This window comes from Lysinibacillus phoenicis, assembly GCF_047238325.1.
Taxonomy (GTDB): domain Bacteria; phylum Bacillota; class Bacilli; order Bacillales_A; family Planococcaceae; genus Lysinibacillus; species Lysinibacillus irui.
On sequence record NZ_JBDFMP010000002.1, the window covers coordinates 1,295,810 to 1,316,086 of the forward strand.

At 39.0% G+C, this 20,277-nt stretch carries 21 protein-coding genes; 4 read left to right on the plus strand and 17 right to left on the minus strand.

Annotated features, from left to right (window positions below; genetic code table 11):
- Positions 1-175: 175 nt before the first annotated feature.
- The 9 genes from ABC382_RS07990 to panB all read right to left on the minus strand — a co-directional run bounded on the left by ABC382_RS07990 (position 176) and on the right by panB (position 10,478).
- Positions 176-661 carry a methylated-DNA--[protein]-cysteine S-methyltransferase gene (locus ABC382_RS07990; RefSeq protein ID WP_274796396.1) on the minus strand — a complete coding sequence of 162 codons (486 nt, stop codon included), beginning with the start codon at positions 659-661 and terminating at the stop codon, positions 176-178.
- Complete coding sequence (locus ABC382_RS07995; protein WP_322610428.1) at positions 648-1,562, minus strand: DNA-3-methyladenine glycosylase family protein; 915 nt, start codon at positions 1,560-1,562, stop codon at positions 648-650. Before ABC382_RS07995 ends, ABC382_RS07990 begins: the two co-directional genes overlap by 14 nt.
- A 13-nt stretch (positions 1,563-1,575) precedes the next feature.
- Entirely contained in the window at positions 1,576-2,133 is a 558-nt protein-coding gene (locus ABC382_RS08000) for a bifunctional transcriptional activator/DNA repair enzyme AdaA (protein WP_312505604.1), read from the minus strand.
- Positions 2,134-2,158: 25 nt separating this feature from the next.
- Entirely contained in the window at positions 2,159-2,926 is a 768-nt protein-coding gene (locus tag ABC382_RS08005; RefSeq protein ID WP_312505606.1) for an isocitrate lyase/PEP mutase family protein, read from the minus strand.
- 153 nt (positions 2,927-3,079) lie between these two features.
- A complete protein-coding gene (gene dinG / locus ABC382_RS08010; RefSeq protein ID WP_322610427.1) occupies positions 3,080-5,851 on the minus strand; it encodes an ATP-dependent DNA helicase DinG in 2,772 nt (923 codons plus the stop codon).
- Between the two features lie 181 nt (positions 5,852-6,032).
- Entirely contained in the window at positions 6,033-8,183 is a 2,151-nt protein-coding gene (locus ABC382_RS08015; RefSeq protein WP_322605322.1) for a 5'-nucleotidase C-terminal domain-containing protein, read from the minus strand.
- A 218-nt stretch (positions 8,184-8,401) separates the two neighbouring features.
- The gene (gene panD, locus ABC382_RS08020) at positions 8,402-8,785 is read right to left on the minus strand and encodes an aspartate 1-decarboxylase (protein ID WP_312505611.1); all 384 of its coding nucleotides are present in this window, start codon (positions 8,783-8,785) and stop codon (positions 8,402-8,404) included.
- Between the two features lie 2 nt (positions 8,786-8,787).
- Positions 8,788-9,642, minus strand: coding sequence for a pantoate--beta-alanine ligase (gene panC / locus ABC382_RS08025; RefSeq protein ID WP_274796384.1), 855 nt, complete (start codon positions 9,640-9,642; stop codon positions 8,788-8,790).
- Entirely contained in the window at positions 9,639-10,478 is an 840-nt protein-coding gene (gene panB, locus ABC382_RS08030) for a 3-methyl-2-oxobutanoate hydroxymethyltransferase (RefSeq protein WP_412926704.1), read from the minus strand. Before panB ends, panC begins: the two co-directional genes overlap by 4 nt.
- Before the next feature lie 410 nt (positions 10,479-10,888).
- On the opposite strand from panB, the gene ABC382_RS08035 reads away from it, so the two are divergent.
- The 3 genes from ABC382_RS08035 to ABC382_RS08045 are packed head-to-tail and all read left to right on the plus strand — an operon-like array spanning position 10,889 to position 12,640.
- Positions 10,889-11,209, plus strand: a complete 321-nt coding sequence (locus tag ABC382_RS08035) for a PadR family transcriptional regulator (RefSeq protein ID WP_322610426.1) — start codon at positions 10,889-10,891, stop codon at positions 11,207-11,209.
- Positions 11,202-11,807 carry a DUF1700 domain-containing protein gene (locus ABC382_RS08040; RefSeq protein WP_322610425.1) on the plus strand — a complete coding sequence of 202 codons (606 nt, stop codon included), beginning with the start codon at positions 11,202-11,204 and terminating at the stop codon, positions 11,805-11,807. Before ABC382_RS08035 ends, ABC382_RS08040 begins: the two co-directional genes overlap by 8 nt.
- Entirely contained in the window at positions 11,804-12,640 is an 837-nt protein-coding gene (locus ABC382_RS08045) for a DUF4097 family beta strand repeat-containing protein (RefSeq protein WP_322610424.1), read from the plus strand. Before ABC382_RS08040 ends, ABC382_RS08045 begins: the two co-directional genes overlap by 4 nt.
- A gap of 43 nt (positions 12,641-12,683) precedes the next feature.
- Here the strand turns inward: ABC382_RS08045 and ABC382_RS08050 are convergent, their stop codons facing one another.
- The 6 genes from ABC382_RS08050 to ABC382_RS08075 form a co-directional block, all read right to left on the minus strand.
- Complete coding sequence (locus ABC382_RS08050; protein WP_312505619.1) at positions 12,684-13,667, minus strand: biotin--[acetyl-CoA-carboxylase] ligase; 984 nt, start codon at positions 13,665-13,667, stop codon at positions 12,684-12,686.
- 163 nt (positions 13,668-13,830) lie between these two features.
- Complete coding sequence (locus ABC382_RS08055; RefSeq protein ID WP_322610423.1) at positions 13,831-15,000, minus strand: CCA tRNA nucleotidyltransferase; 1,170 nt, start codon at positions 14,998-15,000, stop codon at positions 13,831-13,833.
- Positions 14,987-16,132: an N-acetyl-alpha-D-glucosaminyl L-malate synthase BshA gene (bshA, locus tag ABC382_RS08060; RefSeq protein WP_322610422.1), complete on the minus strand. Its 1,146-nt coding sequence runs from the start codon at positions 16,130-16,132 to the stop codon at positions 14,987-14,989. Before bshA ends, ABC382_RS08055 begins: the two co-directional genes overlap by 14 nt.
- Before the next feature lie 33 nt (positions 16,133-16,165).
- Complete coding sequence (gene mgsA / locus ABC382_RS08065) at positions 16,166-16,570, minus strand: methylglyoxal synthase (RefSeq protein ID WP_274796376.1); 405 nt, start codon at positions 16,568-16,570, stop codon at positions 16,166-16,168.
- A gap of 19 nt (positions 16,571-16,589) precedes the next feature.
- Positions 16,590-17,387 (minus strand): 4-hydroxy-tetrahydrodipicolinate reductase, encoded by a 798-nt coding sequence (gene dapB, locus ABC382_RS08070; RefSeq protein ID WP_274797290.1) that lies wholly within the window; start codon positions 17,385-17,387, stop codon positions 16,590-16,592.
- Entirely contained in the window at positions 17,387-17,722 is a 336-nt protein-coding gene (locus tag ABC382_RS08075; RefSeq protein ID WP_274796375.1) for a nucleotide pyrophosphohydrolase, read from the minus strand. Before ABC382_RS08075 ends, dapB begins: the two co-directional genes overlap by 1 nt.
- Positions 17,723-17,837: 115 nt before the next feature.
- Between ABC382_RS08075 and ABC382_RS08080 the strand changes: the two genes are divergently transcribed.
- The gene (locus ABC382_RS08080; RefSeq protein WP_274796374.1) at positions 17,838-18,707 is read left to right on the plus strand and encodes a YitT family protein; all 870 of its coding nucleotides are present in this window, start codon (positions 17,838-17,840) and stop codon (positions 18,705-18,707) included.
- 55 nt (positions 18,708-18,762) lie between these two features.
- Here the strand turns inward: ABC382_RS08080 and ABC382_RS08085 are convergent, their stop codons facing one another.
- Positions 18,763-19,437: a zinc metallopeptidase gene (locus ABC382_RS08085; RefSeq protein WP_313471017.1), complete on the minus strand. Its 675-nt coding sequence runs from the start codon at positions 19,435-19,437 to the stop codon at positions 18,763-18,765.
- A gap of 60 nt (positions 19,438-19,497) precedes the next feature.
- Positions 19,498-20,094: a lipoprotein heptaprenylglyceryl N-acetyltransferase LhaT gene (gene lhaT, locus ABC382_RS08090; RefSeq protein ID WP_312505622.1), complete on the minus strand. Its 597-nt coding sequence runs from the start codon at positions 20,092-20,094 to the stop codon at positions 19,498-19,500.
- Positions 20,095-20,277 lie beyond the last annotated feature (183 nt).

Here is a 20,277-nt window from a genome sequence, read left to right on the forward strand (position 1 = left end):
CTCCAAGCTAATTTCTTAGCAGAGAAGTGTCATAAGAAGCGATAAAATGACAAAGACTAGTCATTAAAACCGCCATTTTGACGGTCTTATTTTTTGCAATAACCACTTTTTTATACAGTCCTAAGAAATGGCTGCACAGTGATATTGCGACCAAAGAAGGGTACTCAAACAAATATTACTCTGATGGATTTTTATAGGTTTGTTCATGCTGAAGAAGCCATTCTTTGCGCCACATCCCGCCGCCATACCCTGTCAACGTTCCATTAGAGCCAATAATGCGATGACAGGGAACAACGATACTAATATTATTTTTGCCATTTGCACTACCAACAGCTCTTACAGCTTTTTCATTGTTAATAGCTACAGCAATATCCTTATAGGAAGCCGTTTCACCATAGCTTACAGTCGGTAAAGCTTGCCAAACCGCTTGTTGAAAGTCTGTTCCTTCAACTACGTAGGGAAATGAAAAGTCATGACGTTCACCTATAAAATACTCTTGCAACTGTTTGGCACATTCCATCAGAACTTTCGGTGTATCTTGTTGAGGAATATGGATAATTTCATCCCGCTCCGCAAAATTAATTCCATAAATAGCGCTATCACTACCCTCTATTTCAATTACTCCAATTGGTGATTTGTAATCTACTTTATACTTTTTCATATAGAGACCTCCATAAATAAAAGGTGGCATAAGCCTGCCAACCTTGCCAATGTATCGCATAGTGGTTGATTTCCTCTATCGTTGGTTTTCGTTCTAACGCTAATTGAGTTTTTAACGCATTGTGCAAACCAACATCTGTGATTGGAAAGGCAGACGGCTCTTGTAAACATTTCATCAGCACATAGTCTGCGGTCCATGCACCAATGCCTCTAATAGCCATTAAACTTTTTTTCTTGTCCTCGTAGTTATCTTTTTGCTTCAACAACTCTTTTGTCAATTGACCACTTGCCATACTTTTTGCAATATCAATAATGTACTCCGACTTTCTTAACGTAAATTGGAGACTTCTTAAATCTTCCACCTGAATGGCAGCGATCTTTTCTGGCGGTGGAAATAGCCAGTAGCTTTGCCCCTCGAAGCTTACATACTCTCCAAATTGCTCGACAAATCGTTTTTTTAGTGTATAGGCAAATGTTAAATTGATTTGTTGACCAATAATAGCCCAAACTAGCGCTTCAAATAAATCAGGTATACCGATTAATCGTAGACCACTATATTTTTCAACAAGTGGCTGTAGGATTTTATCTCGGTTAGCCATCTTATAAAAACAAGCCAAATCTTGCTTTACTTCAAACCATTCCATTAGATACTGGACGATTTTTTCTCTTACATTGGCTATTGGTTGATCCATTGGAAATTCCACTTTTATGTTATTGTCTTGCTCACTGATTTTACATAAAATAAGCTGTTCATCAATATTCAGTAATTTGTAAAGCACATCCCCTTTTATTGAATGAAGAATTTCTTGATTGGATCTATTTAAAAACAGCAAACACTCTTTAAAATTAAATTCTTTTGGCTGCACGATTTCTAAATAAGTTTCGTCATTAATCCAGTGCATATCCTGACTCCTTTTAGGAAAGGCCTCGATATTCTGTAGGTGAGCAATTTTTCAATCGTCGAAACACCTTATAAAAATTAGAGGGACTTTGAAATCCTGCTTCATAGCAAATTTCTAAATTTGTAAAATCTGTATGTCTTAATAAGTGGGCAGCCTTATCAATTCTTATTTTTTCTAAATATGTTCGGGGTGTCACTGCTGTTTCTTGTTTAAAAAGCCGTTCTAGATGAAATGGACTGATGCCGACATGCTCCGCCATATCTTGTAATGTCATCTTTTGTTTATATTCGTTGATAATAAAGGCTGTTACATTTTTAATCAATTGTGTATGTGGTGAATGTTCAATCTCTGGCTGACATCGTTTACATGCACGATAGCCAGCAGCCTCTACTTCTTGTAAATCCTCATAAAATTCAACATTCATCTTTTTCGGTTTTCTGGATTTACAGGAAGGACGGCAATAAATCCTAGTCGTTTTAACCGCTGTATAAAAAAGCCCATCATAGGTTTGATCACAAGCTATAATCTTTTCCCACTTCTCCTCAAAAGATAAATTGATTGGATGGTCCACGTATACCTCACCTCATTTTCATTGATTAAACATATAAAGAAGATGTATTTTGGTCTTCTAATAATTGTGCAGCATGTTGCGTTATATATGCAATGATTTTATCTGATAGTGCATTACCAAAACTAAAACGCCTTACCCCTAATTCTTTTAGCTGCTGACAATTGGTTAAGCCGGGTAATGAAAGCAGATTGATGGGTGCTTCTATGTTACTTGTCATGGCTTTTATGTCGTTGAAATCCGTTAATCCAGGAATAAATATACCACTAGCCCCACTCTCTACATAAGCCTTCGCTCTCACCATGGTTTCTTCAAATGGTTGCTCCAATTGAAAATACGTATCCGTTCTAGCGTTGATAAAAAAATCTTTAAAACCGTGGTAATCTAACGCTGCCCTTAGGTTTGTTAGTAGACGACAATGTTCTGTTACACTTTTTAACCCTGTTTGGTTTTTGAGAGAATCCTCAATATTAATCCCAGCTACACCGACATCGGCCGTTCTTAATACATTGTCGATAATACTCTGCTCATCAGATCCATACCCTGCTTCAATATCAGCAGATACAGGTATGCTCACATTCTCTGCAATGGTTTGGATAATATTAAGATGTCGTTGAAAATCTATTAATTCACCATCTGCATAGCCAAGTGAATTAGCAATACCCCAGCTTGTTGTGCCAATCGCTTGAAAACCTGCCTTTTCTAACATTAATGCCGATAATAAATCCCAAGCATTCCCTAAAAATAAGAGCTCTTGTGAAGAATGTAAATCATTGAATTCCTGAATTTTAGACATATCGAAAGCCTCCATACTATTTGATAGACCTCATTTTATCAGGAATGATTTCTTCACTTCGTCCTCAATCTTGCTGTTATGGTCTAGCGAAGCGGATTGTTTTACAAAAAAAAGACGCCTAAGACAATAGCCTTGTCCTGACGCCTTTTCATGTTATTTTTGCCAACGGTTCAACTCTTTTAATAATTCAGGTAGCTGAACTTTCCTCACATCGATAGGCGGTAATGCCTTAATAAATTCTTTCCCATAAGACTTACTAGTGATACGTCGGTCGAGGACGATAAAGGCTCCTTTATCTTGGGAAGAACGAATTAATCGACCAAAGCCTTGTTTAAAGCGCATAATGGCCTCTGGTAAGGAAAGCTCCGTGAATGAATTGCCACCTAGAGCTGTCAGATGCTTGGCTCTTGCCTTAAATACTGGCTCTTCTGGTGAAGAGAATGGTAATCGTACCACAATGACAGAAGCGAGAGCATCTCCTGGTACATCCACTCCCTCCCAAAAGCTATTTGTCCCAAACAGAACAGCATGGCTAAATTTTTGGAATGATTTTAGAATGCGCATACGGCTTCCACCAGTAACACCTTGTGCAAAAAGCATGTAGTCATCTAAAAGTTCACTTTCTTGAATGAGCTCGACTGTTTTCCGAAGCATATCCTGTGCCGTAAAGAGCACAAAACAGCGTCCCTCCGTCATGCGGACTGTCCGTGTAATTGCATGTGCAACAGCCTCAATGTATTCTTCCTGGCTAACATGCTGAATATCTGGCATATCAGTTACAATAAAAGCCTTGGCACCAGCGTAATAGGCTGGAGGTGCTTGGAGTTTTATGATCTCAACATCATCAGAGATTCCTAACTGGCGTGTGACAAAGCGCTCATTGCCTGGTACGGTTAATGTACCTGATGTCCAAACAATGCTTGCCTCTTTACGAAGCGGTGCTAATACTTGTTCAATAATCGGTGTGACATTGACTGGTTTCTTAAAGACATGAAGACTGCCAGGAACACTACGGAGATCCAGTTCTAGCCATATTGAATTACCCTCATGTGGTGATAGAAAAATATCTTCCCATTCAGCAATTTTTATTTTCACTTCTCGTATCCAATACTGCCATTCAGATAAAACATAAAGATCATTTTTATCTAATTGCTCAATATTATTTTCGAATGTCTGCGTAATTGCAGTTGCAAGGTCTAGCCATTGTTGTGTCTGCTTACTAACTTGCACGAATGATTCTTTCGCAAATGATAGATCCTCTAAAAATAGGGTACATTTACTACCTACTTGCTTCCCTTTAACTTGTTGCTGTACTTTTTGAATAACTAACTGAATGGTTTCATCAAATGACCGCTGCAAGCGTATAAATTGGGCATCCAGACGCTGCAAATTTTGCATGGCTACGCGCTGTTTTTTCTTCGCTGCTTCACAAAACTGGTGAAAAAGGGTGGTCTCCTCCATCGTACCAATTTGTCCAAAGATATACTTCCATTGTGTATAGGAGAAGGCAATTTCATCCTGCTGCATGGCTGCCTGAATAAATTGATGTGCTTCATCAATAATCCATCCATCGATTTGGGTAAAGAGTGGTGTTTGACGAACTAAATCGCTTAATACCATAGCATGATTCGTCACAATACAATCCGCAACGGCACTATTTTTTAAAGCTTGTTCATAGAAATCAAAGCCCTTTGAAGGCTTGTCACTTGGTATTTTTCGGATTTTTTCTAAAAATAGTTGTCCGCCACCTGAAACATTTAATTCACTTAACACACCTGTCTCTGTTTTAGTAAGCCACACAAGTATTTGTAGAATAGTAAATGTTTCATCATAGGACTCATCTGCATGGGCCATACATTGCTCAAAGCGTTCAAGATCAATATAATGTTGCATTCCCTTTAATACGCATACATTTACTTTTGTTCCTAGGATTTTTTCAATCTTAGGTAGTTCCTCCTCTACAAGCTGCTCCTGTAGATACGATGTATACGTACTAATGGCAATCTTTTTATCGACAGTACGGGCGTACAAAATCGCAGGCAATAAATAGCCAGCCGTTTTGCCAATACCAGTGGAGGCTTCAATCACACATTCCTTTTGTTCATGTAATGCCTGCCAGATCGTGTCCATCATCTCAAATTGTGCTGGACGTTCCTCAAAATTCGCAAGGGCCTTTGACATTAAAGCTATTTTTTCAGTTACTGTTTGCGGATAGACTAGTGGTTCTGATGCATTTTCATGCTTATTGCGACCATTGCAAATGGCAAAATTGCGGTAATAATGTACATTCTCATGACCTGTCACATGCTGTCGTTTAATTTGCAAAGCCTCAAAAAAGAGCTGGGAAACATTTGATTTCAAACGGAAAGAACGTTTATGCATCTGTTCCAACGTTAGCTGAGGAAGGTTTAAAAGCTCCCTCCAGCAATATCTGAATAATTCTGCTGTTGCCAGTGCATCATCATCTGCCCGATGCGCATTGGCTAGCTCAATATTTAAATCTGCCGCTAAATCGCCTAGCTTAAAGCCAAGGGACATAGGAAATAAAATTTTAGCAAGCTCCACCGTGTCCATTTTTTTACCTTGCCACTTCGGAAGTCCTGCTCGCTTAAACTCTGCTTGTAAAAAGGATAAGTCAAAATCTGCATTATGTGCGACAAACACACAGTCTGCTAATAGCTCATATATGTAATCCGCATGTGCCTCAAATGGCAAGGCATCCTTTACATCTTCATCCGTTATATGCGTTAAATCTTGAATGAAAGATGGAATGGTTTTTCCTGGATTAATGAACTTCGTATAAGTACGCTCAATTTTCCAATCCTTCATAATAACAATTGCTATTTGAATCATCCGGTCCCCATTGGCTGGTGAATGACCCGTTGTCTCCAAATCGACAATGGCATATTTTTGACTTTCCATCATACATCTCAACTCACAGTTCACATTAGATAAGTTGAATTTTATCATAGATTTGGCTTTGCAGCATCCTTTCTCCTCCTTGTAAAATCACTTAATCTATACAAAAAAACACAACCTTAGAGGAAGCCCCTAAGGTTGCGTAAATGAATAGTAGTTAAATAAAATAGTAATTCAAGCTATTCGATTATTGTTTTTTAGCAAGATCAACAATACGACCTTCTGTTGTTGTTTTTACTTCTTTTAATGAAAGTAATTGTTCTTGTAGGTTTTCCCAATCAGATAAACCTAAGTCTGTAACGCGACCTTCTTCATATGCTTTAGCAAACATATCAAAGCCGTCCCCACCTTTAGCAGTGAAAGCATTTGTTGCTACTGTATATGTTTTCGTATCTTCTAAAGCAACATACTTTCCAGTTGCTTTATCTAAATATTCGATAGATACTACACGTGAGCCAGCTTCTTTTGAAGAATCATATTGTAATTTCGCTCCACCAATGTGTAGGAAACCACCGTTTTCTTTTGGTGCACTTTTCAGAGATACTTCAAATGCAGCCTTTAACTCTGCACCTGTAACATCCATTAATGCTAATGTGTTACCAAATGGTAATACCGTAATCACTTGACCAACTGTAATATTACCAGCTGGAATCGCCGCACGAATACCACCGCCATTTTGTAAAGCCATCACAACAGTTTTATCTGTATATTTTTGTGCCTTTGCCAACATACCATCAGTAATGATATTACCTAGAGCTGTTTCATTACTACGTACACTTTCTAAATTTTCTTCAGTTGCACGTGGATTTGCTAACTCCTCAGCAATTTTCACACCAATTTCCTTGTTGCTTACTTCATTTACTTTAGCTTTAAATGGTTCAAGTAACTTCACTAAAGACTCGTCTTGTGCAACTTTGCCAAGGTCGATTAATTCGCCACCATACTCTGTAACAACACCATTTCCATCAAATGTTACGTCAAGTGTGCCTAAATAATTTACATATTCATTAGCTTGTACGATTAATGTTGCCTCTTTTGCTTCACCCACTGTGTTTGTATCAACAACAACTGGCTCTTCTAATTTTGTATGGTCATGTCCACCAACGATGACATCAATTCCTGGTACGTTTTTCGCTAGTAAAATATCATTATCAACATTTGGATTATCATTGTAGCCAATATGTGTTAAAGCAATAATTTTGTTAACACCCATTCCTTCAAAGGCAGCTACTGCTTTTTTCGCTTCATCGATGTAATTTGTAAAAGTCACTTTATCAGGAGAAGCAATATCCAATGTTTCTTCTGTTGTTAAGCCGAATATACCTACTTTTTCGCCATCAATTTCTTTCACAATCCCTGAATAAATTTTGCCATTTTCAGGCTCACTTGAAATTAAGTCTGTAAATAAACCAGTGAATTTATCATCTGCTGAAAAATCTGTATTGGCATCCACAAATGGGAATTTAGCAGCCTTAACAAAATCTGCTAATGCCTGATGACCTTCTGGTGAAGAACCTAAATCAAATTCATGGTTACCGAATACCATTGCATCAAAGCCAATTTCATTTAATAGCGCTAAGTCAGCTTTTCCTTTAAATTCGTTAAAATATAGTGTTCCACTAAATGCATCTCCAGCGTGTAAAGTTAAGACATTTTTCTTCGTTTCACGTTGCTCCTTAACCGCTGTTGCTAATTGAGGTAACTTCTCTGCACGAGCATGTGTATCATTCACATGTAAAATAGATAGAGAAAATGCACCTTCAGGCGTTTCAGGTTTCTCTGGTGTTTCAGGAGTTTCTGGTGTTTCTGTGCTTGATTTTGTTAAAGCTTCTGCAATCAATGTTGCAAGCTGTCCACGTGTAACTTTATCAGTTGCCGCGTGGTTTTTAGCACTTTCTAGCTCTGGTAATGTTGGAATAGACGCTAAAATTTTAGCTAAATCACCATGTGTAATTGTTTGATTTGGACGGAAAGTATTATCACCATAGCCTGTAATCACTTCTAATCCTGCAAGTGCTGCAATTGGACCGTAATATGGATTAGAAACATCAATATCTTTATAGTTTGGATTCTCCACATCTTTTGTATCTAGCTTTAATGCGCCTGCAATCATTTTTGCTGCTTGTCCACGTGTGACATTTGTATCTGGTTTGAATGTACCATCTGGATACCCGCTAATAATCCCTGCTGCATAAAGTGTAGAAATGGCTTCAAAGTTTGCATGGCTTTCTTTTACATCTGAAAAAGGACTTGCTGCCGATGCTGGCGCTACTGCTACCGCTGTTACAGCCAATGCCGCGGCAGTTACTGTTAAAAATTTGTTACGTTTATTTTCCATTACAAATGATACCTCCACTAGTAAATTGATGTACTTACAACTAAATTCTACATAAATATGACCCAAAATACTAGAACATTTGTAAAATTATAATTTTAAAAACTAGTTTAATAGTAAGAAAAACAAAATTTTACCAGTTACTTTTGTAATAGATGCAATCAAAAAAGGAGGATTGACAAAGCATTTGCCACTCCTCCTTTCTTCTATCTATAATCTGATCACATCACCGTGGCTTCAGGCTCATGTGTAATCATTTCTTTAATCCTATTACCCTCACCCATAATGGCAACGGTTGGTTTATGCTCTTTTGCCTCATGATTATCCACATATACATAGGAAATAATAATTACAATATCGCCACGTTGTACAAGTCGTGCAGCTGCGCCATTAACGCAAATTACACCAGAACCTCGCTCACCAGCAATAATATATGTTTCAAAGCGGGCTCCATTATTATTGTTAACGACATGTACCTTTTCATTCGCCAGCATACCTACCGCATCTAAAATATCTTCATCAATTGTAATGGAGCCGACATAATTTAGATCGGCCTGTGTCACTGTTGCACGGTGGATTTTACTATTCATCATCATTCGTAACATCTTTACAGTCCTTCTTTCACAGTAAAAATACAATTATCAATTAAGCGTGTTTTGCCAATATAGACGGCTGCTGCCAACAGGACTTGCTGTGTCGTTGCAGTTACTGGTGTTAGATCGGGGTACGCTAATAACTCTATATAGTCAATTCGGCCATGCGTTCGTGCATGAATATGCGCTTTCGCTTTAACCAGTGCGCGCTCAGCATCACCATTCGCTAAAAAGCTATCACGTGCCAATTGCAAAGCTTCATTAATCGCAGGAGCCTCCTGTCGCTCTGATTCACTTAAATAGATATTGCGAGAAGATTTGGCTAAACCGTCCTCCTCACGCACTATTGGGACTACTCGCAATTCCAATGGGAAGTTAAAATCACGTACCATTGTAGCAATAATCGCAACCTGCTGTGCATCCTTTTGTCCGAAATAAGCCCGAGTTGGTTGTGTTAAGTGGAATAATTTTGAGACAACCTGTAGCACACCATCAAAATGACCTGGTCGACTCGCACCACAAAGAATTGTTGCCTGTTCACCAGCATGTATTCGAATACCACCATCATGCGGATACATTTCTTCCGCACTTGGAGCGAACACAATATCAACACCGACAGATTGTGCTAAAGCGGTATCTCTAGGTAAATCCCGAGGATAGCTTTCAAAATCCTCGTTCGGTCCAAATTGTGTTGGATTGACGAAAATGCTCATAATAACTAGATCATTTTCTGCACGTGCTGTTTTTGCCAATGTCAAATGACCTTCATGTAAATAGCCCATCGTTGGGACAAGACCTATCGTTTTATGAGCCTGCTTTGCTGCATCAATTTCTACTCTTAATGCTTGTATGGTAGTGACTACTTTCATGCTTTGATGCCCCCATATAGCTGATCTAACGCTTCCTCTTTCATTGTGAAGAAATGCTTAGGTGCAGGGAATGTACCCGCTTTAACTGCTTCAACATAGTGAAGCATACCAGTACTTGCTTCTTTCCCCATATTAGCAAATTGCTGAACAAACTTAGGCACATGGTGTGAGCCATAGCTTAACATGTCATGATAAACCAACACTTGTCCATCAGCTTCTACTCCTGCACCTATACCAATCGTCGGGATCACAAGGCTAGCTGAAACAATTTTTGTTAGCTGATGTGGGATACATTCTAACACGACAGCACAAGCTCCTGCTTCTTCACATTTCTTTGCATCCTCTATAAGGGTAGCAGCCTGTTCTGCCGTTTTTCCCTGTACTTTATAACCACCAAGCACACCTGCTGATTGTGGTAATAAACCTAAATGCGCTACTACTGGAATACCGGCTGATGTAAGTTTACGTATGACCGAAATGACCTCTCCTGCACCCTCAACCTTTAAAGCATCGGCTCCTGTTTGTTGCATCATGTCAACAGCCGTTTTTAATGCTTCATTGACATCGCCATGATAAGAACCAAATGGCATATCAACGACAATAAACGTATTCTTCGCACCACGTCGAACCGCCTTAGCGTGATGCACCATATCCGCTACAGTCACTGGCATTGTAGAATCATAGCCAAGCACGACCATCCCAAGTGAATCACCGACTAGTACCATATCTACACCAGCGTCTTCAGCAAATCTAGCAGCGGGATAATCATAGGCTGTCACCATGACAATTTTTTCACCGGCCGCTTTCATCTTTAAAAAATCTGTAGTCGTTTTCAATTTGTAGTCCTCCTTTTTAAGGGAAGAAAACAGAAAAACCCTTCTGTTTTCGAAAATAGACAGAAGGGTAGTGTTTCGTTCGTCACAAAATACCTCTTGATGAAGTGTTGACAAGAGGCGATAGCTAGCAGCTATGTTGAACGCGTGTTTTCTTCCGTCCCTGTCTGAAAAGATCAAGGCAGATATTTGTTGTATTGGATCTTGCGCTTGTGAAGGTGCCGTTCACAATGGATACTGCCCTTCAGCACATACTATAACAATAATCCTCGTAATCTTCAAATATTATTTTCTTATAATAACAGAGTTTATTTTAACTAATTGACAATTAATACTATACGTCATATACTATCCACATACTATACGATATATAATATAAAATGAAATATAAGTATTACATGTGAGGTGGAAAGATGACATTTCAGCTTGGTTCAGCTTTACTTGACGCTTGTGTACTCGCTATTGTCGACAAAGAGGACGCCTATGGTTACTCACTAACACAGCAAGTACAATCCGTCATGGAGATTTCGGAATCTACACTGTACCCCGTTTTACGTCGCTTACAAAAAGCGCATTACTTAACAACCTACGATCAGCCCTATCAAGGCAGAAATAGACGCTATTATCAAATTACAGAGCAAGGACGTATTCGGTTATTAGAGCTATTAAAGGAATGGCAAGTGTATAAGGAAAAGATTGATTGTGTACTTTTAGGAGGGAATTTAGATGGATAGAGCTAGCTATTTGAAACAGCTACGAGGCAAATTGCGTCGGCTTCCTGCGCATGAGTTTGACACTGCAATTGCCTATTATGAGGAATACTTCGAGGAAGCAGGAGAAGAAAATGAGCAACAAGTTATTTCACAACTTGGCTCTCCTTCACATGTCGCCTCACAAATATTAGCTGATTTCGCATTGAAGGATTTGGATACCTCCTCGGCAAAATCGACAAAAAAGAATATATCGGCTATTTGGCTTATTATTTTAGCCATCCTATCTGCGCCCCTTTCATTGCCATTACTTGCTACTGCAATCGCACTTATTTTTTCATTTGGCGCAGTCATTGTCAGTTTAATCTTTGCTATTATCGCTACAGTCATTAGTATCTTTGTCGGTGGTGTTGTGGCGCTTATATCTGGCCTCCTGATTTTAACAGAGCATTGGCCTACCGCTCTGCTCTTTATGGGTGTCGGATTGATTGTAACGGGCTTAGGTGTCCTACTCTTTCCTATTGTCGCTCGTTTTATCAAGAAAACGGTTCTTGTCTCAGTTGAAACATTAGGGAGACTATTTCACAAAATAACAAAAAAGGGAAAGGGGGCTTCTAAATGACATCAAAAAATACGCTAATTGCTATGACCATGATTGCTTTAGGTATTTTACTTGCACTGGTCGGCTATTTTTCAGGTGGTCGCTGGTTTATTGAAAAAGATGCAGAGGGTCTTCACGTACCAAGCTCTACTAAATTAGTAAGTCATTCTCACAAATTAGATGCATTTACAAATATCAAGATCGTAAATGAATATGGCGATATTGATATTGTTGCTAGTGATAACGACTATAAATTAGACACAAAGGTCCTTAAGCAGCAGGATGTGACCTATCATATTGAAGATGGGACTTTAACGATTGAAACCGTAGCGAAGAAAAAGAGTGATTTCCAAATTGGCTTTGGAAGCTTTTCATCTCCTTCGATCAAGCTCTATGTACCAAAGGATGCAAATATAGATGCTGTTACTATAGATAGCGACTTCGGTGATATAGCCATTCACGAGCTACATTATCAGCAGCTTAACCTAGTGCAAGATTACGGAGATGCTACCTTTACCAACATAATTGGTAACAACACAGAGATTACTCAGTCCTTTGGTGATTTGACGCTCCAACGCCTTGCTAGTAACGGTATTAGTATTAAAAGTGAACATGGAGATATCAGTATAGATGGGACATTAAATGGTCAATCAACCATTACGTCAAGCTTTGGTGATACGACCCTTCGCTTACAAAACAAACAATCTAATCTAGGCTATAACTTCATAACAAGCTTCGGTGATCTCACAATTAATGACGAAGAACAAAGTAGTACAGTTACTCAAGTAAACAATGGTAATGATCAGCTACATATATCTTTATCACAAGGTGATTTAGATGTAACTTTCAAGTAAATGAAGAAGCTGCAAGAACAAGACGTTCATTGCAGCTTCTTTTTTATATAATTTTGATGTCACCTGCATAAATCGTTCGTATTGTCCCATCATCTTGGGTAAGCTGGAGGACGCCATCGTCTGTAATTCCACTAGCAACCCCTTCAAAACGTTCTCGTAATGTTGTCACCTCAATACGTTGACCAATGGTACAGGACAATTGCTGCCACAGTGTTTTAATACTTGCAAAACCTTCATTTACATAGAGCTCTGTAAATTGTTCTAAATAGTGTAAAATGGAGGCCACCAATGCTGCCCGATTGATTTCTTCGCCAGCTTCTAGACGTAGAGAAGTAGCAATATCTGCAATATCAGGTGAGAAATCAGTAGCCTCTTGATTTGCATTTATGCCAATGCCAACAAGTAAAGCCTGAACAAGATCTGCCTCTGCCTGCATCTCTGTTAATATTCCAGTACACTTTTTGCCATTAATCAACAAATCATTTGGCCATTTAATTAATGGTTCTACATGCTCATATAATGTTTTGATGGCCATCGTTACCGCTACTGCCACTACAAGTGTATAAGAGGATGCCTGCTGGGGTGTCACATCTGGACGTACGATAATCGTCATCCAAATTCCTGTGCCATGTGCCGATTCCCAAGGACGAGCCATTCGACCACGACCCGCTGTTTGCTCTTCCCCAATGATAATCGTTCCATGTGGAGCCCCTTCTTGGGCAAGCTTATGTGCAATAGTTTGTGTAGAATCCACTACATCGAAATAATGAATTTCACGACCAAAATGCTCGGTCTTTAAAAAAAGCTCGATTTGTGTTGGATTCAAGCTATTTGGTACGCCTGTCAAAACATAACCCTTTTTCTTAATTGTTTCAAATGTATAGCCTTCCTCCTGTAATGTCTGCATGTGCTTCCAGATTGCCGTCCTTGAGACACCAAGAGAATCTGCTAGTTCCTGACCTGAAACAGCTTCACCATCTGCAGCTAGTATTCTTTTTAAAATTTCATCCTTCATCGAAATTGTCATCTTCACATCAATCCTTTAGTCAACTGTGCTATTTTTTATGTACCTATTTTGTCTTTATCATACTGTAAATTAACGTAAATGACTACCAAAGAAAAAAGCCGTCCCACATTTTTGAGACGGCAATTTGCTGTATATAATATGGCTTAAAGTAAGTGAAGCCTTTCTAGAAATAGTGTCGCTCTAGCCAGTTTCGTATTTGTTGTCGATCATTTTGAAGCTCATGATGAAGAATGGCTGTCAGCATGTCCTCCAAAGCTTCTTTTACCCAAGGTCCACCTTTTTTTCCTGACCATTTCAGTAAATCTGCCCCATTCACCACTAATTCTTGCTTCTGTTTAATGGGTAGCATTGCCTGTAACTCTCTTACAGACAGCCGAGGTATAGGAGCGTCCAATTGAGTCAGCTGGGCAAAATAGCGTGCCGCCTCTAGCTCCTGCTCTGTGTACATAAAATAATGTGTGTTTGTCCATCCACCTTTTAGAGCATCATAGGCACTTAAAACCGATTTGACAAATGCCATTTCTTTATTTGATAGTCGATAATCTAGCAAAACCCCCCGCCAATCTGTCCCTTGCAGTAAAGCAAAATAGGCCCAGCCCAAGCGCTTGTCCTGTGTATGAAATTCAAGCCAATGCGCAGCATGAAAATCTCCTATTAAATAGGCAGTCAAACCGCTTTCCTCTAATTTCTGTAGACCACCAAAAACTGTTTGTCCTACCCAAAGCTTATCCAGCTCTGCTTTTATACGTTCTTTTGCAATAAAAGCCAGATCAGCGGCTTTTTGTTGGATGGCTGTCAATGTATTTGCCTCGATTGTAAAATCAAGCTGCGCGGAAAAGCGAATCGCTCTCAGCATCCGTAAAGCATCTTCTGCAAAGCGATTTGGTGCATCACCAACAGCTCGAATAATATGCTTCTCGATATCTTGACGCCCACCGTAATAATCTACAATAGAACCGTCACGACGCATAGCAATGGCATTCATCGTAAAATCACGACGTTGTAAATCCTCTTGCAAGGAACGCACAAACTGTACTTTTTCTGGACGGCGATGGTCAGTATATTCCCCATCTGTCCTGTAGGTAGTCACTTCAACAGGTCCAGCGGGTACGATAACAAGTACCGTCCCATGCTGAATCCCAATATCAACTGTCCGTGAAAAGACAGATTTTACTTCTTCAGGCAAGGCATTTGTTGCAACATCTACATCATGGGCAGGCCGATTGAGTAAAGCATCTCTTACAGCCCCACCGACAATAACAGCCTCAAATCCTGCCTGTTCTAGCTGTTCGATTACAAAAAAGGCTGCCTGCCATTCATTATTGTTTTGCATGATTTCTTTCCGCAACCTTCTCATACAAATTTTCATATTGTTTAACAATTTTTGTTGAATGGAATTTTTCACTTACTGCACGAATGGCCGCTTCTCGGAAACGCAATAGTTGTTCTTCATCTTGCAATAATTGAGTAGCATACTCAGCTACTGCATCTGTATCCCCTAATTCAACAATATAGCCATCTACGCCATGATCAATGACTTCTGGGATGCCACCTACATTGGACCCAATACAAGGTACACCACAAGCCATTGCTTCTAATAAAACCAGTCCAAACGATTCCTGCTGTGAAAGTAATAGTTTCAGATCACTAATCGCATATAATTCAGCCAAGTTTTCTTGTTTTCCTAAAAATAAAACATCCTTCATATAGGGACTTCCCTTTACTTGGTCCATAACACGATGCTTTTCAGGACCATCTCCAACTAGTAGGAGCTTTGCTTTCATGTTTGCACGAATTTTCATAAAAGCATCTACAACATGTGGAAGATTTTTAATTTTACGGAAGTTAGATACATGTATGAGGACTTTTTCATCTTCTTGAATACCAAATTGCTCTTTTAAGTTTCCTGAATTACGAGGGAAGTATTCACGTTCATCCACAAAGTTATAAATCGTTTCAATTGGTTTTACTGTATCAATTAACTCATAGGTTTGTTCTTTTAATGCTTGTGACACGGTTGTCACAATATCAGATTTATCAATTCCATACTTAATGGCCTGTGATAACGTAGAATCTTGCCCCAGCACCGAAATATCTGTGCCATGAAGGGTTGTGACGATGCCAATATCTCTACCACTCATTTCACGTGCTAATACCGCACATACTGCATGTGGAATGGCATAATGCACATGCAACACATCCAACTCTTCATCCTTTATGACGTCTGCCATTTTACTCGCTAATGCAATATCGTATGGAGAATATTGAAACACTGAATAATTATTAACTTCGACTTCATGGAAAAAGACGGTTGGATAAATTTTATTCAATCGAAATGGTACGCTTGAGGTGATGAAATGAATTTCATGTCCTCTTTCTGCAAGCATTTTGCCTAATTCTGTTGCAATGACACCAGAGCCACCAACTGTAGGATAACAGGTAATGCCGATTTTTAGCTTTTTCATTCGATGATCATCCTTTCTAAATCACGTCTTTTATTAATTGCGTCTTTCTTGTATCAGTCTCCAATCCACAAAGCCCTCTTGTAGGCCTTTTAGTAATATTTCTGCTGTTCCCATATTTGTCGCCAGTGGCACTTGGTAAACATCACAAAGACGGATAAGTGCAGAAACATCTGGCTCATGTGGTTGTGCTGTTAATGGATCACGGAAAAAAATAACCATGTCCATATCATTATTGGCAATCATAGCGCCAATTTGTTGGTCGCCACCAAGTGGCCCTGAGCGAAAACGCGTTACCTCTAAGCCAGTAGCCTCGATTACACGTTGTCCTGTTGTGCCGGTAGCATAAAGCGTATGTTCATGTAAAATATCTTGGTAAGCAATAGCAAACTGTACTAAATTATCTTTTTTACGATCATGTGCAATCAATGCGATTTTCATATAGCTTCCATCCCAATCTTTAGATGATGTTTTCTAAACCATAAACAAGCTGATCCATTTTCATAACCTCTTCTATGCAAAAGGCAACACCTGACATAAAGGAGTTTCTGTTTAATGAATCATGACGAATCGTTAGTAGCTGCCCATCTCCTCCAAATAATACTTGCTGGTGTGCCACTAAACCAGGTAAACGGACGGAGTGAATGCGCATGCCATCAAAGTCTCCACCTCTTGCACCTTCAATGGTTTCTTTTTCTTCTGGATGTCCTTGCGTCTTAGGCGTACGAACCTCTTGTATTAATTGTGCCGTTTTTACTGCTGTTCCAGATGGTGCATCAAGCTTCTGATCATGGTGCATTTCAATAATTTCTACATCTGGCAAGTATTTGGCCGCTTCTTTCGCAAATTTCATCATCAGGATAGCGCCAATCGCAAAGTTAGGTGCAATAATACAGCCTAACTCTTTTTCTTTAGCCATGGCTGATAATTCCTCTAGTTGTGCGTCTGTAAATCCTGTTGTACCAATTACAGGTCGGACATTTAAATGCAATGCTTCCTTAGTATGCTTGTATACTGCATGAGGGTTAGTTAAATCGACTAACACATCGGGTGCAGTTGCTTCTACAAGATCATGCATTTCTGTAAAAATAGGTATCGTATAGCTTGCTGGAAACATATCTAAATCAGCTAATGTTTTTCCTACTTCCTTATAATCTAGTACAGCTACTAATTCCATTTTGTCATGTTTCATGACCGTATGTACAGCCTCAGCTCCCATTTTTCCTCTAGCTCCCGCAATAGCTACACGAATCGACATCATTCTTCATCCTTTCTAGTCCAGCGATCCTTATCTCTAGTTTCAAATTTATGTATGACGCGTAAAAGTGCTTCATCTAGTTTAATACCTTGTGCATTTGCAAAGCATACTAGTACAAAGAAAAAATCTCCTAGCTCTTCTTCGATACTATTTGTGTCCTCTGTACTCTTTTTCTTTTTTTGTCCGTAAACATCTTGAACCTCGCGTGACAGCTCACCTAATTCCTCTGTTAAACGAGCAAGTAGCTCGAATGGTGGGAAATATCCTTCCTTGAATTGTCCTATATAATCATCAACACGCTGTTGCAATGCTTGCATTGATAGTTGCTCTGTCATAAAAATCACACTCCTATTTACCATCGTATAAAATTTACACCATTGTTGTCAAAACCAATAAAATGTCAGATAATAGATAACACAACTTCATTTGTTTGGAACTTCAGGAGGTCAAATGCTAAAACAGATTAAAATTCGCAATATTATCGCAATTATGCTCGGAGCTGCCATTTTCAGCTTCGGCTTTGTTCACTTCAACATTCAAAATCAGCTAGGTGAAGGTGGACTAAGTGGGATTACTCTCATCCTTTATTTTACACTAGGTTGGGATCCCGCCTTAATGAACCTGTTATTAAATATTCCCATGTTTATTATAGGTTATCGATTGCTTGGAAAAAAATCATTTGTTTATACACTTGTAGGCACTTTATCTGTATCTCTTTTTCTAAAAATTTTCCAAAAATATCAATTTACCATTCATTTAGAGGACGATATGCTACTCGTTGCCCTTTTTGCTGGTGTATTTGTTGGTCTTGGTCTTGGTATTGTTTTCCGATTTGGCGGCACGACAGGTGGTGTCGACATCTTGGCGCGACTTGGACATAAATACTTTGGATGGAGTATGGGTAAGACCATGTTTGTCTTCGATGCCATTGTTATCATTCTTTCGTGGTTAACTTTCTTAGATGCACGTTCTATGATGTATACACTAGTAGCTGTATTTGTCGGTGCACGTGTCATTGATTTTGTACAAGAAGGTGCCTACGCTGCACGTGGTGCTTTAATTATTTCTGAAAAGTCGGGTATGATTGCTGAAACAATTGCCTTAAGAATGGAACGAGGTATCACCATTTTAGAAGGTCATGGTCATTTTACTAAGCAGCCTAAAGAGGTAATATACTGTGTAATTGGCCGCAATGAAGTTGTACGTTTAAAATCAATTGTCCATGAAGTTGATCCTCACGCATTCGTTTCGATAATAGAAGTTCGAGATGTTGCGGGTGAAGGCTTCACGCTAGATGACCAAAAGCAGCCACTTCATTAAGCATACGAAGATAAAAAACTTGCTATAGTGGTGTACCACTATAACAAGTTTTTTCTTAGTCGTCGCTACGCATATTTGTGAAAATTAATATTAAACGTAATAACTCAAGTACAGCTACTGCTGCCGCTGCTACATATGTGAGTGCGGCTGCACTTAACACCTTTCGAGCTGGACGTTCTTCTTCGTTAGTAATGATACCTAATGAATTCATTTGAACTAACGCACGCTTCGAAGCATCGAATTCCACTGGCAGTGTCACTAATTGGAAAACGACACCTGCTGCTAATAATATGATACCTAACAGCAAGAAATTCGTGCTACTTGCAAAAATACCAATCATCACAAATACCCAAGACATATTGGAAGAAATATTTGCTACTGGAACGAGCTTACTACGTAGTGTAAGCATAGAATAAGCTTCTTTATGTTGGATGGCGTGACCTACCTCATGGGCAGCTACCGCAGCACCTGCAACACTCGCTTCATAAAAGTTACTTTCCGATAAAGCAACTGTTTTGGTTGCCGGATTATAATGATCAGACAACACACCTTGCGTTGGCACAACTCGTACATCATATAGTCCGTTCGCATCTAGAATCGCACGCGCTACTTCTGCACCAGTCTGTCCCTTCATTGTACGTTGTTTTGCAAACTTATTATACGTGCCTTTTACCTTCATTTGTGCGTAAAGTGGCAGCAGCATAATAATAACAAAATAAACGATATACATGCCTGTTGACAATATCCTAACCCCTTTCTACCTCGATACTATAATTCTATAATTTATACCCTAATTCGGCAAATATTTGCGCCATCTAATTGAGAAAATTGCAAGAAAAATACATGCAATTGATAACCAAAACGTGAAGTAGCCAATATAGCTTGTGTAATCGGCTAAATCTCGATACATAGGCATTTGACCAAATACATAGTCAATAACATCGTTATGGAGCGTCCATACAGCAGCTATAGCTACATGCCAATAAGAGAAAACATATTTCTTCATATATAATATGGCTTGAACAGCCATTGCAAAATGCGATCCTACAAGCATCCAGCCTTGCCAGCCTATCGTTCCTGTTTCAATTAATGTCCAAATATTCATGACATCTGCCCAAAGGCCATACTTTACCAATGTAACGAGTGCCAGCACTTCCATGAGTGGCCAGCTTTTACCCATAATCCAAGCTATTAGCACAAAACAAAAGAAAAGACTTGCTGTCGGACTATCTGGCACAAAAATATAAAAAATAGGCTTTGTAATGGCTAACTGCCATCCATACCAATAATATCCATAGATTGTACCTAGTAAATTAATAATTAATAGCGCGATTAAAAAAGTTTTATGAGTAAGAAGAAACCAAATATTTGCTCTTGTTAATTGCATCATCATCAACTCCTTCCTCTTTTTAAAAACATTCAGTATGTATAGCTTTGAGACCTAGGATATGTTATTTTTTTGATTTATTTCGCTTATTAATTCCTAGATTAAACGTCTTTTCGACATTTTTCGCTAAAATTCTTTACACACGGGAACCTTTTAGTTTGGCTTTCAGTCCCATTACTATAA